The 23,365-nt window shown below is 64.4% G+C and carries 19 protein-coding genes and 1 pseudogene; 8 read left to right on the top strand and 12 right to left on the bottom strand.

Features of this window, described 5'->3' with window-relative positions; all coding sequences use genetic code 11:
- Positions 1 to 231 precede the first annotated feature (231 nt).
- Positions 232 to 525 carry a hypothetical protein gene (locus U7114_RS10175; RefSeq protein WP_323057276.1) on the top strand — a complete coding sequence of 98 codons (294 nt, stop codon included), beginning with the start codon at positions 232 to 234 and terminating at the stop codon, positions 523 to 525.
- A gap of 452 nt (positions 526 to 977) precedes the next feature.
- Positions 978 to 1,631: a hypothetical protein gene (locus tag U7114_RS10170; RefSeq protein WP_323057275.1), complete on the top strand. Its 654-nt coding sequence runs from the start codon at positions 978 to 980 to the stop codon at positions 1,629 to 1,631.
- Positions 1,632 to 1,669: 38 nt separating this feature from the next.
- Here U7114_RS10170 and U7114_RS10165 read toward each other — a convergent pair whose 3' ends face one another.
- A complete protein-coding gene (locus tag U7114_RS10165) occupies positions 1,670 to 1,903 on the bottom strand; it encodes a hypothetical protein (RefSeq protein ID WP_323057274.1) in 234 nt (77 codons plus the stop codon).
- Between the two features lie 476 nt (positions 1,904 to 2,379).
- The gene (locus U7114_RS10160) at positions 2,380 to 3,786 is read right to left on the bottom strand and encodes a fibronectin type III domain-containing protein (RefSeq protein ID WP_323057272.1); all 1,407 of its coding nucleotides are present in this window, start codon (positions 3,784 to 3,786) and stop codon (positions 2,380 to 2,382) included.
- A 514-nt stretch (positions 3,787 to 4,300) separates the two neighbouring features.
- Here U7114_RS10160 and U7114_RS10155 point away from each other — a divergent pair.
- Positions 4,301 to 4,702, top strand: coding sequence for a VOC family protein (locus tag U7114_RS10155; RefSeq protein WP_323057413.1), 402 nt, complete (start codon positions 4,301 to 4,303; stop codon positions 4,700 to 4,702).
- Positions 4,699 to 5,121 (top strand): annotated as a pseudogene (locus tag U7114_RS10150) (DUF664 domain-containing protein). The gene U7114_RS10155 and the pseudogene U7114_RS10150 overlap by 4 nt, the downstream one beginning before the upstream one ends.
- Positions 5,122 to 5,698: 577 nt before the next feature.
- On the opposite strand, the gene U7114_RS10145 reads toward U7114_RS10150, so the two are convergent.
- Positions 5,699 to 5,866: a hypothetical protein gene (locus U7114_RS10145; protein WP_323057271.1), complete on the bottom strand. Its 168-nt coding sequence runs from the start codon at positions 5,864 to 5,866 to the stop codon at positions 5,699 to 5,701.
- Between the two features lie 383 nt (positions 5,867 to 6,249).
- Here U7114_RS10145 and U7114_RS10140 point away from each other — a divergent pair, with 383 nt between their 5' ends.
- The gene (locus U7114_RS10140) at positions 6,250 to 6,981 is read left to right on the top strand and encodes a FadR/GntR family transcriptional regulator (protein ID WP_323057270.1); all 732 of its coding nucleotides are present in this window, start codon (positions 6,250 to 6,252) and stop codon (positions 6,979 to 6,981) included.
- 99 nt (positions 6,982 to 7,080) lie between these two features.
- Positions 7,081 to 7,848 (top strand): glucosamine-6-phosphate deaminase, encoded by a 768-nt coding sequence (locus U7114_RS10135; RefSeq protein ID WP_323057269.1) that lies wholly within the window; start codon positions 7,081 to 7,083, stop codon positions 7,846 to 7,848.
- Positions 7,849 to 7,880: 32 nt separating this feature from the next.
- Here U7114_RS10135 and nagA read toward each other — a convergent pair whose 3' ends face one another.
- From nagA to U7114_RS10095, 8 genes are all read right to left on the bottom strand, one after another.
- Positions 7,881 to 9,119 carry an N-acetylglucosamine-6-phosphate deacetylase gene (gene nagA, locus U7114_RS10130; protein ID WP_323057267.1) on the bottom strand — a complete coding sequence of 413 codons (1,239 nt, stop codon included), beginning with the start codon at positions 9,117 to 9,119 and terminating at the stop codon, positions 7,881 to 7,883.
- Positions 9,116 to 9,799, bottom strand: a complete 684-nt coding sequence (locus U7114_RS10125) for an N-acetylmannosamine-6-phosphate 2-epimerase (RefSeq protein ID WP_323057266.1) — start codon at positions 9,797 to 9,799, stop codon at positions 9,116 to 9,118. The genes nagA and U7114_RS10125 overlap by 4 nt, the downstream gene beginning before the upstream one ends.
- On the bottom strand, positions 9,796 to 10,767 hold the full coding sequence (locus U7114_RS10120; protein ID WP_323057265.1) for an ROK family protein: 972 nt from the start codon (positions 10,765 to 10,767) through the stop codon (positions 9,796 to 9,798). Before U7114_RS10120 ends, U7114_RS10125 begins: the two co-directional genes overlap by 4 nt.
- 22 nt (positions 10,768 to 10,789) lie before the next feature.
- Positions 10,790 to 11,719: a dihydrodipicolinate synthase family protein gene (locus U7114_RS10115; protein WP_323057264.1), complete on the bottom strand. Its 930-nt coding sequence runs from the start codon at positions 11,717 to 11,719 to the stop codon at positions 10,790 to 10,792.
- A 35-nt stretch (positions 11,720 to 11,754) separates the two neighbouring features.
- On the bottom strand, positions 11,755 to 12,561 hold the full coding sequence (locus tag U7114_RS10110) for an ATP-binding cassette domain-containing protein (RefSeq protein WP_310113657.1): 807 nt from the start codon (positions 12,559 to 12,561) through the stop codon (positions 11,755 to 11,757).
- Positions 12,558 to 14,684 (bottom strand): dipeptide/oligopeptide/nickel ABC transporter permease/ATP-binding protein, encoded by a 2,127-nt coding sequence (locus U7114_RS10105; protein WP_323057263.1) that lies wholly within the window; start codon positions 14,682 to 14,684, stop codon positions 12,558 to 12,560. Before U7114_RS10105 ends, U7114_RS10110 begins: the two co-directional genes overlap by 4 nt.
- 3 nt (positions 14,685 to 14,687) lie before the next feature.
- A complete protein-coding gene (locus U7114_RS10100; RefSeq protein ID WP_323057261.1) occupies positions 14,688 to 15,644 on the bottom strand; it encodes an ABC transporter permease in 957 nt (318 codons plus the stop codon).
- Positions 15,645 to 15,755: 111 nt separating this feature from the next.
- Complete coding sequence (locus U7114_RS10095; protein WP_157242445.1) at positions 15,756 to 17,381, bottom strand: ABC transporter substrate-binding protein; 1,626 nt, start codon at positions 17,379 to 17,381, stop codon at positions 15,756 to 15,758.
- Positions 17,382 to 17,498: 117 nt separating this feature from the next.
- On the opposite strand from U7114_RS10095, the gene U7114_RS10090 reads away from it, so the two are divergent.
- Positions 17,499 to 18,401 (top strand): DUF4862 family protein, encoded by a 903-nt coding sequence (locus tag U7114_RS10090; RefSeq protein WP_323057260.1) that lies wholly within the window; start codon positions 17,499 to 17,501, stop codon positions 18,399 to 18,401.
- Between the two features lie 52 nt (positions 18,402 to 18,453).
- On the opposite strand, the gene U7114_RS10085 is transcribed toward U7114_RS10090, so the two are convergent.
- A complete protein-coding gene (locus tag U7114_RS10085; protein WP_323057259.1) occupies positions 18,454 to 20,145 on the bottom strand; it encodes a sialidase family protein in 1,692 nt (563 codons plus the stop codon).
- A 204-nt stretch (positions 20,146 to 20,349) separates the two neighbouring features.
- Here U7114_RS10085 and U7114_RS10080 point away from each other — a divergent pair, with 204 nt between their 5' ends.
- Positions 20,350 to 23,241 carry an exo-alpha-sialidase gene (locus U7114_RS10080; RefSeq protein ID WP_416235551.1) on the top strand — a complete coding sequence of 964 codons (2,892 nt, stop codon included), beginning with the start codon at positions 20,350 to 20,352 and terminating at the stop codon, positions 23,239 to 23,241.
- Positions 23,242 to 23,365: the final 124 nt, after the last annotated feature.

Here is a 23,365-nt window from a genome sequence, read left to right as displayed (position 1 = left end):
GGTGCGAGTATGCATGGTGGAGCAGTTGCTGTGCCCGCCCGATGCGTGACCACTTGGGTGCCTGGTCGGTTTGGGCGAACAGGATCAGCTCCATCGGTTCGTCCAGGCCGGGAAAGTCTGCGTTGAGCCGGTCGCGGATTCCCTGGAATTGCAGGCTGGCGAGAAGTGCGGGCAGTCTTCATCGCTCGGGAAGGTTCTGGAATCGGGCACGTGTGCCCAGAGGTGCCTGCCTTGCCGGAGCGTCGCATCAGCTGGCTGGGATGCGATGGTTTCCATGGGGTGTTCGACGGCGGCCGCTTTGGCTGGTTCCTGACGGGTGGTCGGGAGCGTGATGCGGTCGGTGGGTTCGAGGAAGCTGCCGCGGCAGAAGAATTCGGCGTTGATCGCGCTGGTTTGGGTGGAGCCGACGGGCAGGGCGAGGCTGGTGCCGGGTTCGCCGTCGTAGGGGAGAAGGTTTCGTCTCCGACGATAGTGACGCCCTGTGCGGCGAGCACTCCGGTGAGCGCCGCCATGGTGCCGGCATGAGGTAGGGCCTGTCCGCGGACGGCGGTTTCGCTGGTGTGGATGGTGGATGGCGGATGGAGGTGGCGGTGGTGTCACTGGTGAGGTAGTGGGCGACGGTGCGCGCGTAGGGGAGTTCCTGGCCGGGTTGACGCCGGCGCGGTAGCGCCCTGGTTGCGCGGAGGACGCGCCCGGCGATTATGGGGGCATATCAGAATGACAAGCAGCGATGGAACTTCTGCTCATTCATCGGGGCACTGAGATCGGGCAGCATGACTTCGGGGGGAATTATCACGCGTCAAGCATCCTGGCGGAACTTCGCGCCCTGGTACGGACAGAAAGATATGGTCCCGGCTGGCAACTTGCGGGAAATGGACGCAAGCTGAGTAGGGGGTCATGAGGGTGTGCCTGATCGCACTCCCGTTGCACAGGAAGGACCTGGGATTCCACAGTCAAAAAGGCAACGCAGTCCGTTGTTGCGCAAGTACCTTAATGCGGGCCGCCCCGCCGACGCGAGAGCCGGTGACCTCGGCGTGCCCAAGCCGATCGAGCCGGCCGCCTGGCGGGAGGGGATGCCCCTCCTCGGCGATGATCAGGTCTACGTGATGAAGTACGGGAACGAGTACCACCCGGCGTGGTGCCACATTGTGGCCGACAAGTGGGCTCACGCACCCAGGGGACTGCTGGTGACCATGGTGGCCGACGTCGGGAGGCGCACCCGTTGCCCGGAATGCGACCGGGTCTTGAAGGCAGCCAGGACGTCGTCTGCCCGGCACTATCAGGTGCAAGCTCCGCCCTCTCCCGCACACCCGCCGCGTGACATGGTGATTCCCCTGCGCGTCGTTGGGGCCGCCCATGGAATCCTCTTCCTGGCGGCCACGGCGGAATTTCAGAACCGCCTGAGGGAGACCGCGGTAGAGCCGGCCACACCGCTGCTCGTGGACGGCCGGCGGGAGGGGATGGTGTTGCGGGTGGACGCGGCCCGCGAAGAGCCGCTCCTGGTTGTCCAGTTGGATCCCCGCGTCACGTTCCGCGATGGTTTGTACCAGGTCCGCCTTCGTCGTCCCCTGCAGCGCTCGGCAGCCAAGCCATTTGCGGTGGACTCGGTTGAATCGGTCCCGTGGGCGTAGCAGGCGCACACCAGTGTCAGTGAACTCGCCACGTCGCTTCAGGTCTCTCTCTGTCCGAGTTCTCGGCGTTCGTGTGTCTGGCCGAAGGGCACGTCGGGGCTGACGGCGACGGTGTAGCGGGTATGTCCGTGCTGGGTGACCAGGATGCCATGGCGGCCCTCCTGCATGGCGTGCTGGCGGACGATCTCCACTGCGGCATTGAGGTCATTTTCAACCGTGTCCGCGTCATGCGCAGTGATTTCCAGGACTAGGTCAGAGTGGCTCTTGATCATGGTGGCTTCTTTCTCTGGGCCAGGCCGCACGTTCGGCAGGGGGTGCTCCACAATGGCTGGGCACGTCCGGCGAGGCTGAAGGCTGTGATTCGAGAGGGAGGGCCCGGCATTCTTTTGATGGGGCGGTGGCCGGCAAGGGGCCGGCGGTCTGGATCGGCGGAGATATTTCCTGCGGATCCGTAGCCAGTGTGGATGATCAATGGCTCGCGGCGCAAGGTATTGCCCGTGAATGTTTGGTGTTGGCGATTTTTCTTGCGGCCGCTCGACGGATAACTCAGTTGTCGTCAGGACTCATTTGCGTCATTCTCCGAACCCGACGGCACGTCGCTGCTGCGAGGAATCTCCCGCGGCTCAGCGGGTCGAAGTGTCCAGGGGCCGGGGAAGGGTTTGGATTCACAGAACAGCCTATGCGGCACGTTCGGTTCTCTGTCGTTTCCACCGCCATTTGTGGGGCACGGACCAGTTGTTCCCGGCGTTCACTCCTGCCGGCGCCACCTCCGTGAGGACAGAGCTGAGAGCGTGAAGACAAGCACCGCCGCAGCCAAGGCGAGGCCGTAGGTGACCATCGAGCCTTCTGCCCGGAGGTCCTTGGGCGTCTGATCTGAGTTGCTGGCGCCAGCATGAATCGTTGGTGGTGGAGTTGAGGCTTCAATGGCGGGCTGAGATGGCGAACGCTGTGCCAAGGAAAGATTCGGATCGGTGTCCATGGCCGCCGGGGCTGGGATATCCAGGGTTGCAATAGCGTCATCCGTGACACGAGGACGCACCGTAACTATGTCCACCACCGGCTCCTCTGCGACAATCTGGTCATCCAGCAAGGAATCCACGCCGGCCGTGACTGGCATCGAATCCTGAGCCGTGCCCTCGGGGTGCGTGGATGTGACAGGAGCCGGAGCCACCGAAGTTGCACCTGTATGGACCGCCGGTTCGGAAGGCTGTGTCCAGTCGCCCCAGCCAAGCTCATTTCTAGCTCGCACACGCGCCGTATAGATGCTGGCAGGCAAATCGTCTAAGGAAGCCTCCGTGCCGATCGTCCGGAGAGCGCGGACGTTATGGGCGTCAGCAAACTCGACTTCGTATTCCAACACTCCCAGCAGATCGCGGTTTGCAGGCCAAGCTGCAGTAACGGTTCGGTCGCTGATGTGCAGTTGCGGCGGCCGCGCATCGGGCATCGGCCTGGTAGCCACTATGAGCCGGCCGACCGTGAGCCTGCCAACACTGTTGCCGTTGGCATCTGCAATGGGGCCAACCAAATACGTGTATACCCCTCGATAGTCGAGGTCATACCACTCACGGGGTTCCCGGTGGATGTACTGAGGGTATGTGAAGCTTGTACTAAACGCCGCTCGCTTCGGCTCGGTGGACGAATTGGCGACGTGGGATCCCCAGCTGCCTCCAGAGATTGCAGCGGTGGAATCGACGCCGAAGCCGATTCCGTCGTCGAACGCGGTGGCGGTAACCTCCACTGTGGCCGGCCCATCGGTGATGTCGAGGATGCCCGAGCCGACTGTCCTCGAACTTCTGAGCGAGGCCGTCATCGTCGGAGCCTCCTTGTCCTCCAGGGAGACCACCAAAACTTCGGCTCCCGCCGGAGTTAGCTGCTCCCAGTTTCCCGCACGGTCACGAACGTACGGCCGTATGTACCAGTTGCCGCCTGTGACGAGCTCGGGGAAGGTGAAGGTACTTTCGTAGGTTCCATGGAAACGGTCGCCGGAAACCAAAGTCATCACTTGACCAGGGACAGCATCCTGGCCCGATACGTTACCGGGATTCACCCACGGTGATTCCGAGTCCAGGCCCGACCCCTGATCCTCGACGTCAAGCCGCACGGTCACCTGCACGGGACCGCCAGTAACGTCAACAGTCGGGTGTGATACATCCATGCTGAGTATGACGGGAGCCTCTGTGTCTGAGGCGGCTGCTGCCGCAGGCACGACTCCGGCGAAAGCAGTAACCATGGTGGCAGCAAGGACGGCAGCAGAACTTCGTTTCCGGGTCGAATCTGTCCTGGCACAGCCAGACAAAGCCACATATCCCCCCAACAGTTACGAAAATGCGGTTGCCGACAAGCGAAAGCTATCCCACGACACAAGCAATGGCAACGACTGCCGCTCGCATCGGCCAGTTACGCTGGCACTTGGAGCGTCCTGCTCGGTGAAACTGGTCAGGTCGGCCTCATCGCCAGGGTGCCGCCGGCCTCCGCGTTTGCTCACGCTACTCCTACCGGCGGACCGGCAGCCGCAGGCACCCCTCTACGCGCGCATCTTCTATGTCAACGCGCATCTGGACATCGAAGAAGTGCAAAAGCTCATTCTCGGCGGCACTCAGGAGGGCTGGGATGCCACTATCGATCGGGTTAAGGACAGCACTGCCATGACGCCCAAAAACCATGGGCGCATGGAGGGGCCCCAAGTCTATGTCTACTTTCCCGGAACGGCGCGGGAAGCCTTGAACTTTTACGCAGATGTTTTTGGCGGTGAGCTGTCTCTACACACCTATGAGGACTTCGGCAGGAGCGACGGCCCGCCAGAAGCCGTAGCTCATGGAGTGCTCAACGGTGTCGTTGCCCTGGCAGGATCGGACGCAGCCGAAGGCCAAACAACGGTCCGGCTCGAAGGCATCATGCTCTCGCTGCTGGGAACCGCCGAACCGAAAGTCCTCCATGAATGGTTCGACAAACTCTCCGTTGACGGGTCCGTGCTCGATCCTCTCTCGCCAAAGCCCTGGGGCGCGTCCGATGGCCAGGTCATTGATCGTCACGGACTTCACTGGCTCGTCGGATACGAGCCCGCGACGTGAGCGACGCACTGCTGCTTGCTCGGCCCGCGAGGGACCGAAGCCATGTTCTTCGGACAGGCGAGGGACTCGAGGACGATGCGATGCGGCGAACTTTAGTCCCGTCGGGCTGGACGATGGCACAGCTACTCAACCACCTGGCCTTCGACGACGAGATGTTCTGAATATCGGCTGCTCTCGGTGGTGATGAGAGGGCAATCGCCGGCAAGCGTGAAATTGCTCGAGGTGATGAGGTCCTTGCGAAGATCGATTTGGATGCCCCTCCCCGCTGGCGGCCGCCAACCCGCGTGTTCGACGCTCCACCGATGCACAATGGGCGTGAGGTCCTGTTTCGCGTGCTCGCTGAGACGTCCGTCCACGCGGGCCACCTCGACATCGTCCGGGAGCTAATCGACGGGCATCAGAATCTCGTAGTGGAATAGTTCCGGCTTCAGGCCTCGGTCCGCTTCGGGAACACCGGCATATCGTGGCATTCTTGACGCTTGGGCTAGCCGCTTGCTGGGCCACCGTATGGGCGAGCCGGTAGGAGTCTGTGCCCGTTTCGGTGATAGTCCTTTGAAGGGCAGCCGGTCCACAATCGCGGCCCACAGACGTGGATCTGTGAAGGTTTTGGTCCAGCCGGAGAAGGTTTCGTACTCCCTATCTGAGGAATACGAGATCACCGCCTTGTGCTCATCCACCAGCCGGTCAAAGATCCTTTGCGCGGTAGGCGTTGCTTCCGTGGCGCGTCCAGACCAGTCAAAAGCATCGCATCAATGACACCCTTCAACGGGCCGAGTTTCGGTGTCCCGCGGGCGGGCACCCTGCGCGGCAGCCGCTCCGCGGCAGCCAACGCCTGCCTCACCGTCCGGCGGAAACTCGATGCTCGCGGGCAAGGGACCGAATCGATAAGCCCCTGCCCCTGGCATCACGGCGGATTCTTGCGAATAGCTCCACTCTCGACTCCATCACTGCCTTCCACTGTTGGGTAAAACATCTCGATGGAAAGCGGCGAGGGCTCTACGCTGCCTCGCCATCAGCCGTTTGGGCCTCTGCGTGGACTGCGTGCCTGATTTCAGCCGGAGGACGGCGCCGGGCTTTGGCCAGGGCAATCAACAAGGTCAGGATGGTGACCATCCAGGCAAGCCCTGTGAGGAACACCAGGCCGATTGCCGCTAAGGGGTGCATGCCGAAAGTCTAGGACGGCATGACCGGAGACCCGGGCGCAACTCCGTAACGCTTGGGCGCGAAAAAGCGCGCCCCGTTCGCTGAGCGCGCCCTTCTCGATTCTCCGTGCCGTTCGTATTCGGCTGCACGTCATAAGCATGATTACGATACGGTTCGCAAGTGGTGGCCTTGATTCGTAGCGCAAGCCCTAACCGCAAACTATGACTACCCGGCGCTGGGTGGATGTGGCCGCCATGCCCGGGACCGGCCGTCCCGGGAACTTGGGCACCTGCCCTGCCGGGAGCGGATAAAACATTTCCCGAAAACGAAGGAGGGACGTCCTATCTCCTGTACACTTATTAAAAGAGGAAGGCCGCCGACAGAGTGCGGTCGAAGGAGATGACGTGACAGTAACACCCGCAGCGGTATCGTCGGCAAGGTTTAGCGCGCAAATCCGTTCCCAGGCACTTCAAACGCGCATCATGGAACTGATCCTGGAACGTGGCCTCGATGTTGGGGACGCGCTTCCCACCGAGAGCGAACTGTCCGCTGAGCTGGGTGTAGGCCGGAACACTGTCCGCGAGTCCCTCAAGGTTCTGCAGGCGCTCGGCGTTATAGAAATCAGGCACGGGTTCGGTATGTTCGTTGCCCCCAACAACTTCAGTGCCCTGGTGTCCGGACTGACCTTCCGCGGCAGGCTCTCGCTCAGGCACAAGGGCGAAGAAGCAATGGAACTCATTGATGTGCGGCAGGCACTTGAATCGGGTCTCATCGGTTCGGCCATCGACCTTTTGACAGAGGACCATCTTGCAGACCTCCGGTCCACCATGCAGGCGATGCAGGATGCCGCCGCAAAAGGCGAACCCCTCGCGGAGCATGACGCGGAGTTCCACCGCCGTCTCTACGCACCCCTGAACAACGAACTGCTCATCAACCTGATGGACGTGTTCTGGCAGGTGTACCGCCAAATACATGAGGCGCTCGGTTCCGGGCCGGTCAACCTTGAAGAACAGGTCCAGATCCACTGGGACATCTACGAGGCCGTAGCCGGCAGGGACAAGACCCTGGCATCAGAGCGCCTCCAGCGCCACTTCGACGGCATCCGCCTGAAACTCAAGGACGTCGCGGCCTCCTGACGGACGCCCGCCGACTCCCTGCCTGGACTTCCTTCAACGCCCGCGCTCCGGGCGGCCTCACCCGTGCCCGGTTCCGTTTTTCGTAGAGAGTGCTTTGCCGTGGAAATTTTCGTAGTGCCTACCGCCCCAGCCACAGGCGCCGTCGCGGCCGGGATCCTGGCAGCCGTCATCCGCAGTAAGCCGAACGCCGTGCTGGGTGTGGCAACGGGAGGATCGCCCCTTCCGATCTATAAAGCTCTGGCCAGGCACCGGCTTGATGTGACGCGTACCAGGGCCTTCGCGCTGGACGAATATGTGGGCCTGCCGGCAGGACATCCTGAAAGCTACGCTGAAGTTGTCCGGCGCGAAGTGACTGAAAGGCTGAACCTTGACCCCGCGAAGGTTGCGGTGCCGGACGGGAGTGCCCCGGACCCCCAACGCGCGGCGGCTGACTACGAGGCTGCCATCGCCGACGCGGGCGGCATTGACGTGCAGATCCTCGGGATCGGCCACAATGGCCACCTGGCCTTCAATGAACCGGGCTCGGCACTGGATTCCCGGACCCGGGTTGAAATGCTCACAGAACGAACCCGGCAGGCCAACGCGCGCTACTTCGACTCGCCGTCGGACGTGCCCCTGCTCTGCATCACCCAGGGACTGGGCACCATTCTTGAAGCCCGGCATCTCCTGCTGGTGGTCAACGGCGCGGACAAGGCAGGCATCCTTGCTGCCGCCCTCAACGGACCTGTGACATCGGACTGCCCTGCATCGGTCCTGCAGCTGCACCCTCACGTGACGGTGGTGGCTGACGAAGCCGCTGCTGCGCAATTGCCTCCAGGCAGCGGACAGGTAGCCGTGCGCGTGGGCGGTGCATCCGCCGCAGTGTAGGGCCGCTGCACAAGGAGCCGGAGACGGCAGGTTCAGGGCCGGGCTGCGGGGCGGCACAGGATGCGGCCAGCGCGCATGACCAGGACGCGGTGGAAGTCCCGGTCCACCACAACGACGTCGGCGCGGCGGCCCGCGCGGAGGCTCCCAAGGTCACCGGCCCGGCCGATAATCGCCGCCGGAACGGCCGTAGCTGACTTAACGGAGGCAGCCGGATCCACACCTGCTTCGATGGTGCGGCGGACAACGTCAAGGAGGGTCGCGGTGCCGCCGGCCAGGGACCCGTTGCCGGTCAGTCGCGCCTCGGAATTCCTGACCGAGACGGAAGCAGGCCCCAGACGATAGTCACCGTCAGGCAGGCCTGTGGCGGCCATGGAATCGGTCACGAGAACAATGTTGTCCGCGCCCACCAGTTCGAAAACCATCCGAACGGTATCCGGGTCAAGATGCGCGCCGTCGGCGATAAGTTCGACGGCCACCCTGCCGGCGCCGGCCAGCCGAAGGCAAGCAGCAACAGGGCCCGGGCTGCGGTGGTGAAGCGGAGGCATCCCGTTAAACAAGTGTGTGACCGTGGGGCGCGAGATCGGTTCGCGGCCGGAGGCGGCAAGCAGTTCCGCGGCCTCGGTGAGGGAAGCCGCCGCAGTCCGTGCGTCAGAATCCGTGTGGCCCAGCGACGGAACCACGCCGTGCTCCGCAAGCTTTCGGACCAGGGCCTCCGCGCCGGCCAGTTCCGGCGCATAAGTCATGGTCCGCAGGTGGCCGCCGGCGGCGGCCTGCAACTCGTCCAGCAGGTCCAGGTCGGGGTCCAGCAGGAACCGCGGGTCCTGCGCCCCGCAGCGGGCGTCGGACAGGAACGGGCCCTCGGCATGTATGCCCGCGATGAGCCCGTCGTCACTAAGCAGCCGCAGGGCCATCATGCCCTTCAGCAGGTCTTCGCGCGACGCGGTCACCAGGCTGGCCAGCAGGGTAGTGGTACCGCTGCGGTGGATGAAGTCTATGGCAGTGCGGGCCGCGGCCAGGTTGCCGCTTGGGAAGTCACCGCCGGCCGCGCCATGGCAGTGCAAATCCACCAGGCCTGGCAGGATCATGCTTCCGGCCGGAGGTTCGAGCGGTTCAAGTTCAGGCAGGACGGAGCGGTCAAGATCGGCCAAGGGCCCCACGTAGGCAATGATGCCGTCAACTACGGCGACCGCGGAATTCGCGGCAGAATGCCCGTCCGTCACAACTGTGCCCGAGAGGAGGTAGTTGCCGGGCGGCGCGGCCGGCGGCGTCATTTCAGGGCCTCGGCGAACCAGCCGGCGATGGTGGCCGGGTGCGTGATCGCTGTCCCGACGACGACGGCGAAGGCGCCGGCGTCGAGGGCCTGCCGTGCCTGGGCGGGAGTATGGATGCGGCCTTCGGCGAGGACTGGCACCCCAAAGTCCGCTCCCGCGATATGCCGAAGGAGGTCCAGGTCGGGGCCGGAGGTTTTGGGACGCTCGCCGGTGTAGCCGGACAGCGTGGTGCCCACAAGGTCTGCTCCGGCTTCGACCGCTGCCGCGGCGTCGTCGAAGGAACCACAGTCCGCCATCACGAGGGCGTGGGATTCAGCATGGATGCCGGCCACCGTCTGCGCCAGGGTGAGGCCGTCCGGCCGGCTCCGGCGGGTGCCGTCGATTGCCACAACATGGGCGCCGGCGTTGGCGACCGCCAGTGCGTGCCGAAGGGTGGGAGTAATGAAGACGCCGTCATGGCCGTCCTTCCAGAGCCCGATCACCGGGACCTCTACCGCGGAACGCGTGTGCTGCACGTCGGCCAGGCCCTGGACCCGCACGGCGCCAGCGCCTCCAATAACCGCGGAGGCGGCTACCTGCCCCGTGGTCCGGGGATCGCGCATTGGCTCCCCGGGATAGGCCTGGCAGGACACAATGAGGTGCCCGCGCAGGGCCTCGAGTGCTTCGGAAGTCAGGATCACTGGTCGGTTCCTTCGGAGGGGTTTGTGTGCGGCAGGACAAGGCGCGCAGCGCCCGCGATAGCCGCTGCGTTGCCGAGCTTGGCGGGCAGGACCGGAAGCCCGGACAAGGCGGGGAGGAGCTCGGCCCGCAGCGCCCGCTCCATGGGTTCCCACCAGGGGGCGCCGGCATCGGTGAGTCCGCCGGAAACAACAACCACCGCCGGGTCGAGGACGTTGGCCAGTCCGCCAACAGCCTGGCCGGCGGCAGACGCGCCGAGCCTTACGGCTCTGATGGCCGTAGTGTCGCCCGCTCCCGCCAGCGCGAAAACGGCGCGCGTGTCAGCCGCCTCCCCCTCCCGGCCGCCGAGCCTCAGGTAGGTGTCGTGGATGGCGGGCCCGGAGGCTATGGCCTCGACATGGCCGGAACCGCCGCAAACGCAGGGAACCGGAGTGCCGCCGTCGTACGCGTAGGGTGACGCGAAATGGCCCACATGGCCGCCCACGAACCGGTGGCCCAGAACCGGGTGCCCGGAGAGCACAAAGCTTCCGCCGACGCCGGTGCCGAAAGCCACCAGGAGCGAACTGGCGGTTCCAGCGGCGGCACCTGCCCAGGATTCGCCCAGGGCGTGCGCGTGGACATCGTTCACGGCCTTGATGGACGACGGCGGCAGGCCCAGCCGCGTTGCCAACCCGCCGGTGAGTGCCGTCCCGGTCCAGCCGAAGATCGCGTCCGTCGCCGACACCACCACGCCGCGCCCGGCATCAATCACCCCGGCAGAGCCTACCCCGACACCTGCAACATCCAGGCCTTCAGCCCGGGCCCGGCCAAGGAGGGATGAAACCAGTCCAGCGGTGGCATCGAGGATTGCATCACTGCCGGCCCGGTTCAGAGTAGGAATCGTCTCCGGGAACAGGACCTCGCCGGCGGAGGAAACAACGCCCGCAGCAGTCTTGGTGCCGCCAAGATCAACACCGATCGCGTACTGCATCTGCTCTCTTTCTTGGGCGGTGCTAGAGCAGCCCGTTGCGTTCCAGGATCACCTTGATGGCCGTGGTCTCGGTTTCGTTGAGGGAAAGCATCGGCACGCTCATGGTGTTGGATTCGATGATGCCCATGAGCTGCAGGGCCGTCTTGAAGGCACCGAGGCCTGCCGCCCCGCCGGAGACGCGGCCATTGGGGGTGTACACAATCTCGAAGAGGTCTGCGAGGCGGTCCTGTTCGGATGCGGCCTTTGCCCAGTCGCCTGCCTGGGCGGCGTCGACGAGGTTGCGGTAGCCGCGCGGGTCCACGTTGCCCAGGCCGGGCACCACGCCTTGTGCACCGCCCAGGAGGGCGCCGTCGACAACGACTTCGTGGCCGGTGAAGATGTCGAAGTTCGGGATGTCCTTCGCCGCCAGCAGCAGTTGGCGGAAGGAGACGTCGTCGCCGGAGGAATCCTTGACGCCGGCAATCACGCCGTCACGGCCCAGCCGGACCAGCAGGTCGGTGGGGAGCTTGAAGTGCGTGCGGACCGGAACATCGTAGGCGAAGATCGGCTTGTCGACGGCGGCGTGGACGGCGCGGAAGTGCGTTTCAGTTTCTGCGGCGTTGCCGATCGCGTAGTACATGGAGGTCACCACGATGGCGTCGGCGCCGAGGTCGATGACCTTTTTCGCTTCCTCGATGACGCGGTTGGTGGTCTGCTCGTTTGCGCCGACGATCAGCGGCACGGCGTCAGCACCAGCAGACGCGTTGGCTTCGGCGATGGTGCTGACCACCAGCTCACGCTCGGCGTTGGTCATGTACGGAACCTCGGCGGAGGAGCCCAGGACGAACAGTCCGGCCACGCCGCCGTCGAGCAGGTGCTTGGTGACGTTGGTCAGCGACGCCGTGTCGATGCTGCCGTCGGCGTGGCGGGGGGTGACGACGGGCGGGATGACGCCCTGGAACTGGGTGGACACGTAGGTTCTCCGATGATTGGTGCTGATGGGGGGATCTAGATGTGGAGAAGGCTCGGGGCAGCGCCCAAGAGCTTCTTGGTGTAGTCGTTGGTGGGGTTGTCGAACACCTGGGCTGCGCTGCCTTGCTCGACGATCTTGCCGAAGTACATGACGCAGATGCGGTCGGAGACATACCGGACGGTCTGGATGTCGTGCGAGATGAACACCATGCCGAGGTTCAGTTCGGTCTTCAGGTCAGAGAGCAGGTTCAGCACCTGGGCACGGACGGACACGTCGAGTGCCGAGGTGGGCTCATCGGCCACAATGATGTCCGGGTCCAGTGCCAGTGCCCGGGCGATCGCCACGCGCTGCCGCTGGCCGCCCGAGACCTGCGACGGCGTCACTTCGGCTGCGGACTGCGGCAGTCCCACCAGCGACAGCAGTTCCTTGACCTTCGCTGCACGGGAAGCGGCGGTACCGATCCCGTGGATCTGCAAGGGATCAGTGAGGATGTCCTGGACCGTCATGCGCGGGTTCAGTGCAGTGGCCGGATCCTGGAAGACCACCGACACCGAGCGGCCGAACTCCTTGCGCAGCGCGGCGTTCCGCTTGATGGCGGGCCTGCCGTGGAACAGCACCTGGCCCGACGTCGGGGGCTGGAGCCCCACGAGCACTGACGCAAGCGTGGACTTGCCACAGCCGGACTCACCGACGATACCCACGGTTTCGCCGCGGCTGATGGTGAAGTCCACGCCGTCCACTGCTTTGACGATGTTGGGCCGGAAGAGTTTGCCGCCCCGCGCCTGGTGGTAGACCTTGACGTCCTTGAGTTCGATGACCGGCTTGCCGGTTGATTCACTCATTTCGCATCCTCCTTCAGGTGGCTTGCCCAGTAGTGGTCGGCATCGCCGCCGCCCGCGGCTCCAACCGGGGTCAGGACCAGCTTCTGGTCGGGATCGGCGTCGGACCGCAGGGAACGCGGCGCGAAGCGGTCGCCCGGTGCGAAGTCGCGCGGTGAGGGAACGGTGCCGGGGATCTGGTGCAGGCGGACGGCGTCGGCCTCAATGGAGAGGACAGCGCCGAGCAGGCCGCGGGTGTACTCATGTTTGGGATTGCGCAAAAGCTCGGATGCCTGGGCGGATTCCACCACCTGGCCGGCGTACATCACGGTGATCCGGTGCGCCAGGGACGCCACCAGGGCGAGGTCGTGGCTGACGAACACCATGGCGAATCCGAGCTGCTCGCGCAGCTCGTTGAGCAGGTCGACCACCTGTTTCTGGACGGTCACATCCAGGGCGGTGGTGGGTTCATCGGCCACCACGATCTTGGGGGAGCGCGACAGGGCCATGGCGATCAGCACGCGCTGGCGCTGCCCGCCGGAAAGCTCGTGCGGGTAGCTGGCCAGGGTCCGTACCGGATCGAGCTTGACCATTTCCAGCAGCTCGGCGGGGGTCTTGCGGCCGCCGCGCCTGGTCAGCTGCTCCATCTGGTCCTTGATCTTCATGGACGGGTTGAGGGAGCTCAGGGCGTCCTGGTAGACCATGGCGATCTGTTCACCACGGAGGCCTTCGTAGGCCTTGATGCTGCTGTGCTTCGTGGCGGGATCCAGCAGTTCCTTGCCGTCGAACTTGATGGACCCGGTGACCTCTGCCGTTTTGGGCAGAAGCCCCATGACCGCCAGGGACGTGATGGACTTGCCGCAGCCCGACTCGCCCACCAGGCCCATGGTCTCGCCTTCGCGGACTGTGAACGAGACGTTGTCCACGATTGCGATGTCACCAAAGCGGGCCGGGAAACGGATGGACAGGTTCTTCACTTCCAGCACGTTGCGGGCGCCCGGTTCCACTTGGGGGAGCCTGTCGGTGCGCCTGGCTTCGATGGCGGCCAGCAGTTCCAGTTCCTTATCCAACAGCAGGTGCGGGTTCGCCGCAGCAAGCTTCGGGTCGGACAGGACGGCGGCCTGGTTGTAGTCCTCCTCGGTAAGGACGCCGCCGGGAGCCGCCTGGACGCCGTCGAGCTCGTGCTGTTCCACGACGGAGGACTGGGCCACGGACGTGCCAACTTCCGTGTCCACCGCAACTGCAGCGCCAATAGCCGCAGCTGATCCGTCGTCGTCCTTTACGGCCGCCGCCTTGCGCAGCCTGGGGTTCACCATGGCGTCGGTAAGGCCCTCGGCGAGGATGTTCAGCGACAGAACCGTGAGCAGGATGGTGGCACCGGCGAAGGTTGTGGCCCACCAGCCGCCGGAGAGCACCAGGTTGCGTCCGTAGGAGATCACGTTGCCCCACGATGGCGCGGGGTCCTGCACGCCGGCGCCCAGGAAGGAGAGCGACGCTTCGAGGATGATGGCGTCGGCCACCATGACCGTGGCGAACACCAGCACGGGGGCGGCCGTGTTGCGGACGATGTGCTTGAGGAGGATGTAGAACCGGCCGGCGCCGATGACGCGTTCGGCGCGGACGTAGTCCTCGCCGTACTGGGACAGCACGTTGGCGCGGACCACGCGGGCCAGTTGCGGGGTGTAGATGATGGCGATCGCAATGATGATGGTGGGAACCGAGTTGCCGAACGCTGCCAGCAGTACCGCCGCCAGGGCGATGCCGGGGAAGGCCATCAGGATGTCCATGAGGCGCATGATCAGTTCGTTCACGGCCTTGCTGGACGTCGCTGCGAAGGAGCCCAGCAGGGCGCCCACCAGGATGGCCAGGCCAACGGCGCCGAGGCCGATCAGCAGCGAGGACTGGGCGCCGAAGAGCAGGCGGGAAAAGATGTCGCGTCCCAGCCGGTCGGTGCCGAAGAAATGCTCGGCGCCGGGCGGGGTGGCCGGGATGAAGGTCTCAAGCGGATCGTGCGGGGCGAGGACCGGCGCGAGGATGGCGGCCAGGACGACCGTGATGAGGAAGAGGAGGGCGATGCGGGAGCCCCAGGGCAGGGCTTTGAACCGGAGGCCCGGGGCGCTCAGCCGTTCAGCGAGTTTGCTGCGCATGGGCTATACCGTCCTGATTCGGGGGTTGATGAGCAAGTACAGGAGATCCACCACGATGTTCACCAGAACGAAGGTGACGGAGATGGTGAGCACCACGCCCTGGACGAGGTTGACGTCCAGGTTGGTGATGCCGTTCAGGATGAGCTGGCCCATGCCGGGCAGGGCAAAAATCATTTCAATCACGACGGCGCCGCCCAGCAGGTAGCCGACGCGGAGTCCCAGCACGGTCACCGGAGTCACCAGTGCGTTGCGCAGCACGTTCCGGGAGACCACCTCACGGTAGGGAACACCGTTGCCGATGGCTGTGCGCACGTAGTCCCGGTCCAGTTCCTCCACCATTGAGGTGCGGACCACGCGGATCAGTGATGCCGAGACGGGAATGCCGAGGGCGAGGGCCGGGAGGGCCATGGAGTTCAGCCATCCGCCAAAACCTGATTCCGGCGTCGCAATTCCGCCTGAGGGGAACAGGGGACTGGAGCCCAAGGCGAACCACTGGATGAGCAGGATGCCCAGCCAGAACGACGGTGTGGCGATGGCGGCTATGGAGAAGACCCGGACCAGCTGGTCCGGCCACTTATCACGGTAAAGTGCGCCGAGGATTCCGAATACCAGGGATACGACCACCGCGATAATGACGCCCAGGAACGTCAGCTGGAGCGTGAGCGGGAACGCTGAGCCGATCATCGACGCCACGGACTTGGCGGGCGGTGTGGTGACCCCGAGGTCGAATTGCAGCAGCTTTGCAAGGAAAGCGAAGTATTGGACGACCAGCGGATCGTCCAGCCCATTCTCCTGGCGGTACTGTTGCTTTGCTTCTTCGCTGGCGCCTTCGCCCAGTGCCGAGCTTGCCTGATCGCCCGGTGCGGCCTGCAGTACGAGGAAGACCAGCAGGGTGATGCCCAGGATCATCAATGGCAATGCTGCGAGCCTGCGGCCCAGCAGGCGCAATATCGTGACCAATTTATTCTCCGGTGTGTTTGGATGCTGCAGTTCAATAAGTTGCGAGGCCTGCCCTGGCTGCTCCCGAGGGGATCAGGTGCGCGGGGCCGGCCTCGCAACGCAAGGGGCTGCCTAGGACGTGCGGCCGACGTCGATGAACGACATGCCAGTGGTGGGCAGCGGCTTGAAGCCGTTGAGCTTCTTGTCGTCCCACGCGCTGGGCAGCTGGCGGTGGAAGATCGGGTACAGGGGAAGTTCCTCTGAGACGAGGTCCACAATTTCGCCGGTGATCTTCTTGGCATCTGCCGCAGCTGCCTGCGAACCCTTATTCATGAGTTCCTGCAGTTTGGCGCGTTCAGGCGCGGTCCAGTAGGCACGCTTTTCCATCCAGGTAGCGCCCGAGTAGAACCAGCTCAGGAGCAGGTCCGCGTCATTACCGAAGACTGACGGATCGCCCGGAGCCGCGACGACGGAGTAGTCACCGGCGCCAACGCGGTCCGCGTACAGCGCGCCGGACTGGATGCTCTTCACTGTGACCTTCACGCCCGGGATCTTGTTCCAGGACTCGAGGATCAGCGGCGCGACATCCTTGACCCAGGCGGTGTCCGTGGTGAGCAGTTCGAACTCAAGGCTGGTGACGCCGGCTTCCTTGAGCAGCTGTTCAGCTTTACCGGCATCGTAGCCATAGACGTTCTTGGCCTTGACGTAGTCCGGGTGGCCTTCCTGGAAGTAGGAACTGGCCGGCTTGGCGTTGCCGAAGAGGGCCTTCTTGATGATGGCGTCTTTGTCCAGCCCGTAGTGCAGCGCCTGGCGGACGAGCTTGTTGTTGAAGGGCGCTTTTGCGCAGTTGAACATCAGGAACATCAGGCCAAAGGACTGGACGGATTCAACCTTGACCTTGGACTTGAGTCCTTCCACGTCCAGGTAGGGGACGTCCTCGATGGCCTGGACACGGCCGGACTGCACGGCGGTGACGCGGGCAGCGGCGTCGGAGAGCAGGTGCCAGGTCATGCCCTTGGCCAGCGCAGGCTTGGGGCCGTTATAGTCGGCGAACGCCTCGAAAACGATCTTGTCGTCCTTGACGGCGGAGATGAGCTTGTAGGGACCGGAGCCCACCGGCTTGGCATCAAAGGCCTTCAGGTCGCTGGCGAGTGCCTTGGGGACGATCTTCACCACGGAGATGCGGGGGCCGAAGCCGGGGAAGGCGTACTTCAGGGTGAACTCCACCGTCTTTGCGTCGACGGGCTTTACGTCCTGGATGAACGGGATGAACTGCGAGAACAGGGACTTGTTTGCCGGGTCCATGACGCGGGTGAACGAGAAAGCGACGTCCTCGGTGGTGACGGGCGAACCGTCGTGGAACTTGGCACCATCGCGGATGGTCACCTGGTACGTGGTGTCGTTTACCTTCTTGGGGTCCGCGGCTGCCAGGGCGTTATACGGCTCGCGGGTGGCCGGATGCAGCTCCACGAGGCCTTCAAAGATGTGCAGGTTCGCGGCCATGGGCGTGGCTCCGGAGGAACTCAGGGGATCAAAACCGGTGGAGAGTGCGTAGGAGATGCCCGCCTCAATGATGAGGTCCTTGTTGATCGCGGCGGCGCTTGCGGCGCCTCCGCCGGTGGTTGTGGCTGCCGGGCTGCCGCACGCAGCCACTGAAGCGGTGAAAGCCGCGGCGACGCCCATGGCGCCAGTCAGCTTGAGGAAGTTCCGGCGGCTGGCGTCATTGACCAGCGGCAGGTTCTTGGAGGAGATGTTCATGTGGGCCTCGCGATTCCAGAGGGTTTATGGGATGTAGGACGTCCGAGCTCGTGATAAAACTTTAAGTCCCATCACAGCGCATCGTCAAGTGCGTTCGCCATCCACAACGGAGTCCAAATGTCGTCCCTCATCGTTGGTGCCTATCCTGCCCAGCCGGAAGACCTGCCGCAGCGCTTCTACCAGGAGTTGGGCTGTATCCCTTCAATCCGGGGATTGGAGCTGCCCTACGGCCCCCATGGCGGAAGCCCGTGGCCTGCGGGGGCTCCCGAGGGGTGGTCGGCCGTAGTGACCGCAATTCCCGGCACCATGAAGCGAGTGAGCCAGGCCCCCACTTTCGGCTTGGCCTCCAGGGACGATGAAGGGCGGAGGGCGGCGCTGCAGTTTGTTTCAGGCGTGCGGGATTATGCCTCCCGCCTCGCGGGCGAGGGGCACAAGGTGGAGGCAATTGAGCTGCACTCCGCGCCGCCACTGCATTCCTCGCCCCGCTTGTTTGAGGAGTCCCTCAAGGAAGTACTCGACTGGGAATGGGGCAGCACGCGTGTGCTCGTGGAGCACTGCGACGCTCCGCGGCAGGGGAGTAGGCCGGAGAAGGGCTTTCTGACATTCGCTGAGGAGGTCAATGTCGTCGCCTCGCTCCAGGGCCAGGGATGGGATCAGGTTGGAGTCCTGGTCAATTGGGCGCGGTCCGTCATTGAATCAGGGGACACCGGCACCGCAGTTGAGCATTTGCTGCTTGCCCGGGAAGCAGGCGTCCTCGCGGGGATTATGTTTTCCGGATGCTCCCCGGAGCCAACAGAGTTCGGATACCCATGGATTGATGCCCACCTCCCTGCTCTTGAGGTTGATGGTGCCCCGCCGAGCTCGCTGCTGAACCGCGCCGAGGTCCAGCGCTGCCTGGCGGCGGCGGGGCCGGTAGCCATCTCAGGCTTCAAGATCGGGCTTCCCCAGCATGGCCTGTCGGCCGGCGACCGGGCAGGGCGCCTGCGGCAGATGTGCGATCTGGTGGAGGCGCCGATCTGACCGGGATGGAGTGCCGTAACTGCAGATCAGTGACGGTCCGGCCCGAAGTCGGTCACGACCAAGGCCTGTGTTCGACGCGGACCGCCCCTGTTGCAGTATCGAAATGAAAGGTCCGGGACGTGCGGTGGCGGGAACCGCCCACGACTCCCTCGACCGTGTACGCCACTTCTACGGACCCTCGCTCTACCTCGGCTTCGGTCACGGTGTGCGTGGGAGTGAAGTAGAGCGCTTCCGCCCCGGGCAGGAGATCCGCAGCGGGGAACGCATCCGCGCCCGGGCCGTCCAGGCGCATCTCGGTCACTGGGAGAGTGCCGCGATTGCGTGCCCTGCCGGTGAAAGCCAGGATGTCACCGGCCCTGTAACCGGGTGTGACAGGGCCGTAGTTCAGGTCCTGTGCCTCCCGGGTGCCGATAACTTGCGCTGATTCGTCGGAGTAGCCCTGGCCGATCTCCTTCCAGGTATGGACGTTCCAGGCTCCCGTATTGGCAGGCATGACGTGGAAATCACCCGCGTTGAGCCAGGCTGCCGGGCGTCCGGGGGTGATGGAACGGAGTTCCATATCGAATACCAGTCCTGGTTCCTCCCAGGGCGAAGTCTCGGGAGGCGCAGCACGTTGTTGCGTGAGCTGCTCCGGCGGCACGGAGGCGAATACGATCTCCCGGTAACCCTGCCGCTCATACAGGACGCCGATATTGCCGTCGGGGAGACGCGCTGCCGTCGAGTACGCGGAGCTTCCCGGGCACAGGACCAGTTTCGTTGGCCAGGTGCGGCCGTTGTCCGGCGACAGGCTGAGTACAGTGTTCCGCCGCAGGGCCGTGTCGTGGTTGTTGGTGGCCAGCAGCCACGAGTCGGTGGCGCCGTCCGCCCGGCCGGCCACATTGGGCAGGCCGTCGAAACGGACAAGGGAACCGTTGTCGCTCGGATCCGGAAGCTCCTCAACGGGACTAAGCGCACTCCAGGTGGCCCCGCCGTCGTCTGATGTTGCTGCCAGGCGGCGCGGCGTGCCGCGGCTGTGCAGCAGGAGGCGGCCGTCCGCCAGTGCAACCACCTTGTTTTCGTTGGGGCTGAAGCCGTGCGTACACTCACCAACAGGCTGGCCGAGGGTCCAGGAGTCTCCGTGGTCATCGCTGTACGCGGAGGCGGCCATGATGGTGCCCTCGCAGAGGACAACGAACTGCTGCACCAGCCGGCCCGTAAAAGGTCCTGAATGGATTTGGATGCCCTGGCCGGCAGCAGCAAAGATTCCCGTGACCGGGCGGTCAGTACTGTTCTTCAGTTGGCTGGTGATCCTGCGGTGCTGCCAGGTCAGGCCGTCGTCGTCGGAGAAGCTGAGATCGCAGTGCTGGACGTACTCATCGTCCGGATCGTGGCCTGCGGTGGCTTCGAAGAATCCCGCCCGGGTGCCCGCCGCATGGAAGAGAAAGATGCGCTGCGTTTCCATGTCCACCAGCAGGCTCGGATCCCCGAAACCCTCGAGGCCTTTTCCCGTGCGGACCACGGCCTGCTTGCCCCATGTACGGCCGCTGTCCGTGCTGCGGCGGAGCAGCAGGTCAATGGGGCTTGGCAGGTCATCAAGGTTGGGCCGGCCATCGTAGGCGGCCAGCAGGGTTCCTTGTGCGGTGACGGCGAGCGCCGGGATGCGGTACTGCCGGTAGCCGCCGGTGCCGCGGGTGGCGAGGACGTGCTCCACGGCCGGGACGGCATCTGGGAGTCGGGGGACATGAGGGAAGATGTAGGACGTCACCCCTTAAGTCTAGCAATGTGAAGCCGACCACTATACGGTGGTAGGACGTCGTATGTAGAAGGTGCGTATTTTTGACCTTCCCGACGGTCACCTCACCAGGCCCGCAAATGCAGCGGGCCCCCCGAAAGGACATCTAATTTGGGTTCCACCAAAAGAAGAACCAGACGCGCAGCAGTGGTGGCAAGGAGTGCAGGAACAGCGGCCTTGGCCCTTGCCCTGCTGGCCGGAGCCGTTCCTGCCGGAGCCGCCCCCATCCCGCCGAACAGCCCCACGGCACCTCCCGGGACCTTTTCGGAAATGAACCTGGCGGCAGACCGGACCGCCAGCAACTTCTTCTACCGGATCCCGGCCATGACATACCTGGGAAACGGGGTTGTCCTGGCCTCCTGGGACGGCAGGCCGGGAAGCGCCGCCGACGCCCCGAACCCCAACTCGATCGTGCAGCGGCGCAGCACCGACGGCGGCCGCACCTGGGGTCCCGTGCAGGTCATCGCTGCGGGCCACACCGGCAATGCCACCACCCCCAAGTACGGCTACAGTGACCCCTCCTACATTTTTGATGCCGAGACCGGCAAGGTGTTCACCTTCTTCGTCTACTCCAAGGACCAGGGCTTCTTCGGCAGCCAGTACGGAAACGACGATGCCGACCGCACTGTCATATCCTCCGCCGTGATCGAGTCCTCCGACGGCGGCGTCACCTGGAGCCAACCGCGGCTGATTACCAGCGTCACGAAGCCGGGCACCAACAAGACGAACCCCGCAGCAGGTGACATCCGATCCAACTTTGCGTCTTCCGGAGAGGGGATCCAGCTCAAGTACGGCCAGTACAAGGGCCGCCTGATCCAGCAGTACGCCGGGGATGTCAGGCAAGCTGACGGCACCAATAAGATCCAGGCCTACAGCGTCTTCTCGGATGACCACGGGGCCACCTGGCACAAGGGTGCCAACGTGGGTGACCGCATGGATGAAAACAAAACCGTGGAACTTTCGGACGGCCGGGTCCTCTTGAACTCCCGCGACAACGCCAACCAGGGCTACCGCAAGGTGGCGATCTCCACCGACGGGGGCGCCACTTACGGCCCGGTAACGCAGGACACGGAACTTCCGGACCCGGCCAACAACGGAGCCATCGCCCGGATGTATCCTGCGGCAGCGGAAGGATCCGCTGAGGCCAGGAAACTGATCTTCACCAACTCCAATTCCAAGACCGGCCGGGAGAACGTATCGGCAAGGATTTCGTGTGACGACGGAGCGACCTGGCCGGGGGTCCGCACCATCCGTCCGGGCTTCTCAGCCTATTCCACCGTGACCCGGCTGGAAGACGGGCAGTTCGGGGTCCTTTACGAGGGCAACTACACGGACAACATCACGTTCTCCAAGTTCGACGACGCGTGGTTGAACTACGCCTGCGCTCCGCTGTCAGTGCCGGCTGTCACCACCGCACCCGGTGCCACCCAGCAGGTCCCTGTCACCATCACCAACCAGGAAGCCGCCACGCTCTCGGGCGCGAACGCCACGGTCTACACCCCCAGCGGCTGGTCCGCCTCCACGGTTCCCGTGCCCGACGTCGCGCCCGGCGCCTCGGTGACCGTCAACGTCGACCTGACCGCCTCAACCAGCGCCAGCGGTCCGCAAAACCTCAACGCGGCCATTACGACGTCGGACGGCCGGGTCTCGCAGCACACCTTCACGGCCACCGTTCCGGTGGCGCCGCAGGTAGGCCTCTCCGTCACAGGATCCGCACCTGCCAGGGACGTCATCGCCAACCCTTACCGTGAGGGCGAGGCGCTGGGCTACTCGTTCAACGTCAGGAGCACGGCCAACGTCACGGCGAACTCGGTGCCCGTATCCGGCACCTTCGACGCCGGCTTCCTTCCGCCGTCGGCTCCGAACTGCCGGTACAACAACCTTGCCGCCGGTTCAAGCTACAACTGCACCACGGCAAAGCACACGTTGACGGCCGAGGACATCGCACGCGGCTACTTTGTTCCCCAGGCGAGCTTCACCATCACGGCCAGCTCGACGCCATCCCTCACCAAGACGGTCACGTTCACCGGTGCGGCCGTTGCGTTACGGGACGGACTGGTTGCAGCGGACATCAGCGGCGCCCGGAACGATGCCGGCCGTGACCTGGCCACCCAGCCCTACACCGCCGGGGAAGCCTTTCCCTACACATTCAATGTGACCAACACCAGCCCGCTGACGGAGAAGGTCGTTCCCACGGCCGGAAATTTCAGCCCCTTTGTCCCTGAAGGCCCCGGCAACTGCCGCTACGGTGTGCTGCCCGCCGGCCAGAGCTACGCCTGCACCACCCCGCGGCATGAAGTCACCGCGGCGGAAGCCGAGCAGGGCTTCTTTGTTCCGGCCACCACGTGGGAGGTCAGTTCTGCCGGCCAGTCTGCGCGGACCTACGCCGTTGATGGCGGGGAAGTGGACCTCAAGGTCCGTGATGCACGGCTTGAGGGCACCGTAGCAACGGAGTGGAAGGACACCGACGGGGACCGGTATGCCTCCGCAGGCGACACCGTCACCTACACCTACACCCTGGGCAACGCCGGAAATGTCTCCCTGACGGAACTGAGTGCCCCTGACGCTGCCATCTACGAACCGGGCCTGGGGGTGGGCGCCACCGTAACGACAACCCGCGACTACGTCCTGACCGCTGCCGACATCGCCGCCGGACGGCTGGAGGCTGTGGAGTTCGAGGTCACCGCCGCCAACGGTGCACAGCAGATCTCCGCAATGCTGGCCGGCGGCGAAACCGTCCTGGACCTGCAGCCGGCGCGCCCGGAAACCGTTCCGGCGCTGACCGTGCAGGACCTTGAGGAACAGCTTCCGCCGTTCGATCTGGGCACCGCGGAGAAGTACCGCAACGGCCAGAAAGTGGTCCTCAACGGCCTCGAATACGGCCAGTGGTACTACGTCTACCTCAACAAGCACAGCCAGCGCATCGGTTGGTTTTTCCCCACTACGGACAACACTGTGGAGTTCATCCTGCCGGCTGACGTCCAGAACGGACGCGACGACGTCGTGGTCCTCGACCAGGACGGCAAACAGGCCTCCTTCGACAGGCTGCAGGTGACCCCGAAGGGATAACCGGCCAGAATTCAAGGAGAACAGAGTGGACAGGAACGGCCGGCGGTCACTCCGGCCGTTCCTGTCCAGAACGATGAGAAAAGATGGGACAACCGACATAACAACCCGGACCTTCGGCTGGAAA

The sequence above is a fragment of the Pseudarthrobacter sp. C1 genome (assembly GCF_034720455.1).
GTDB lineage: Bacteria > Actinomycetota > Actinomycetes > Actinomycetales > Micrococcaceae > Arthrobacter.
The sequence above is the reverse complement of the archived record's forward strand: the minus strand, read 5'-3'. Positions and strand labels throughout refer to the sequence as shown.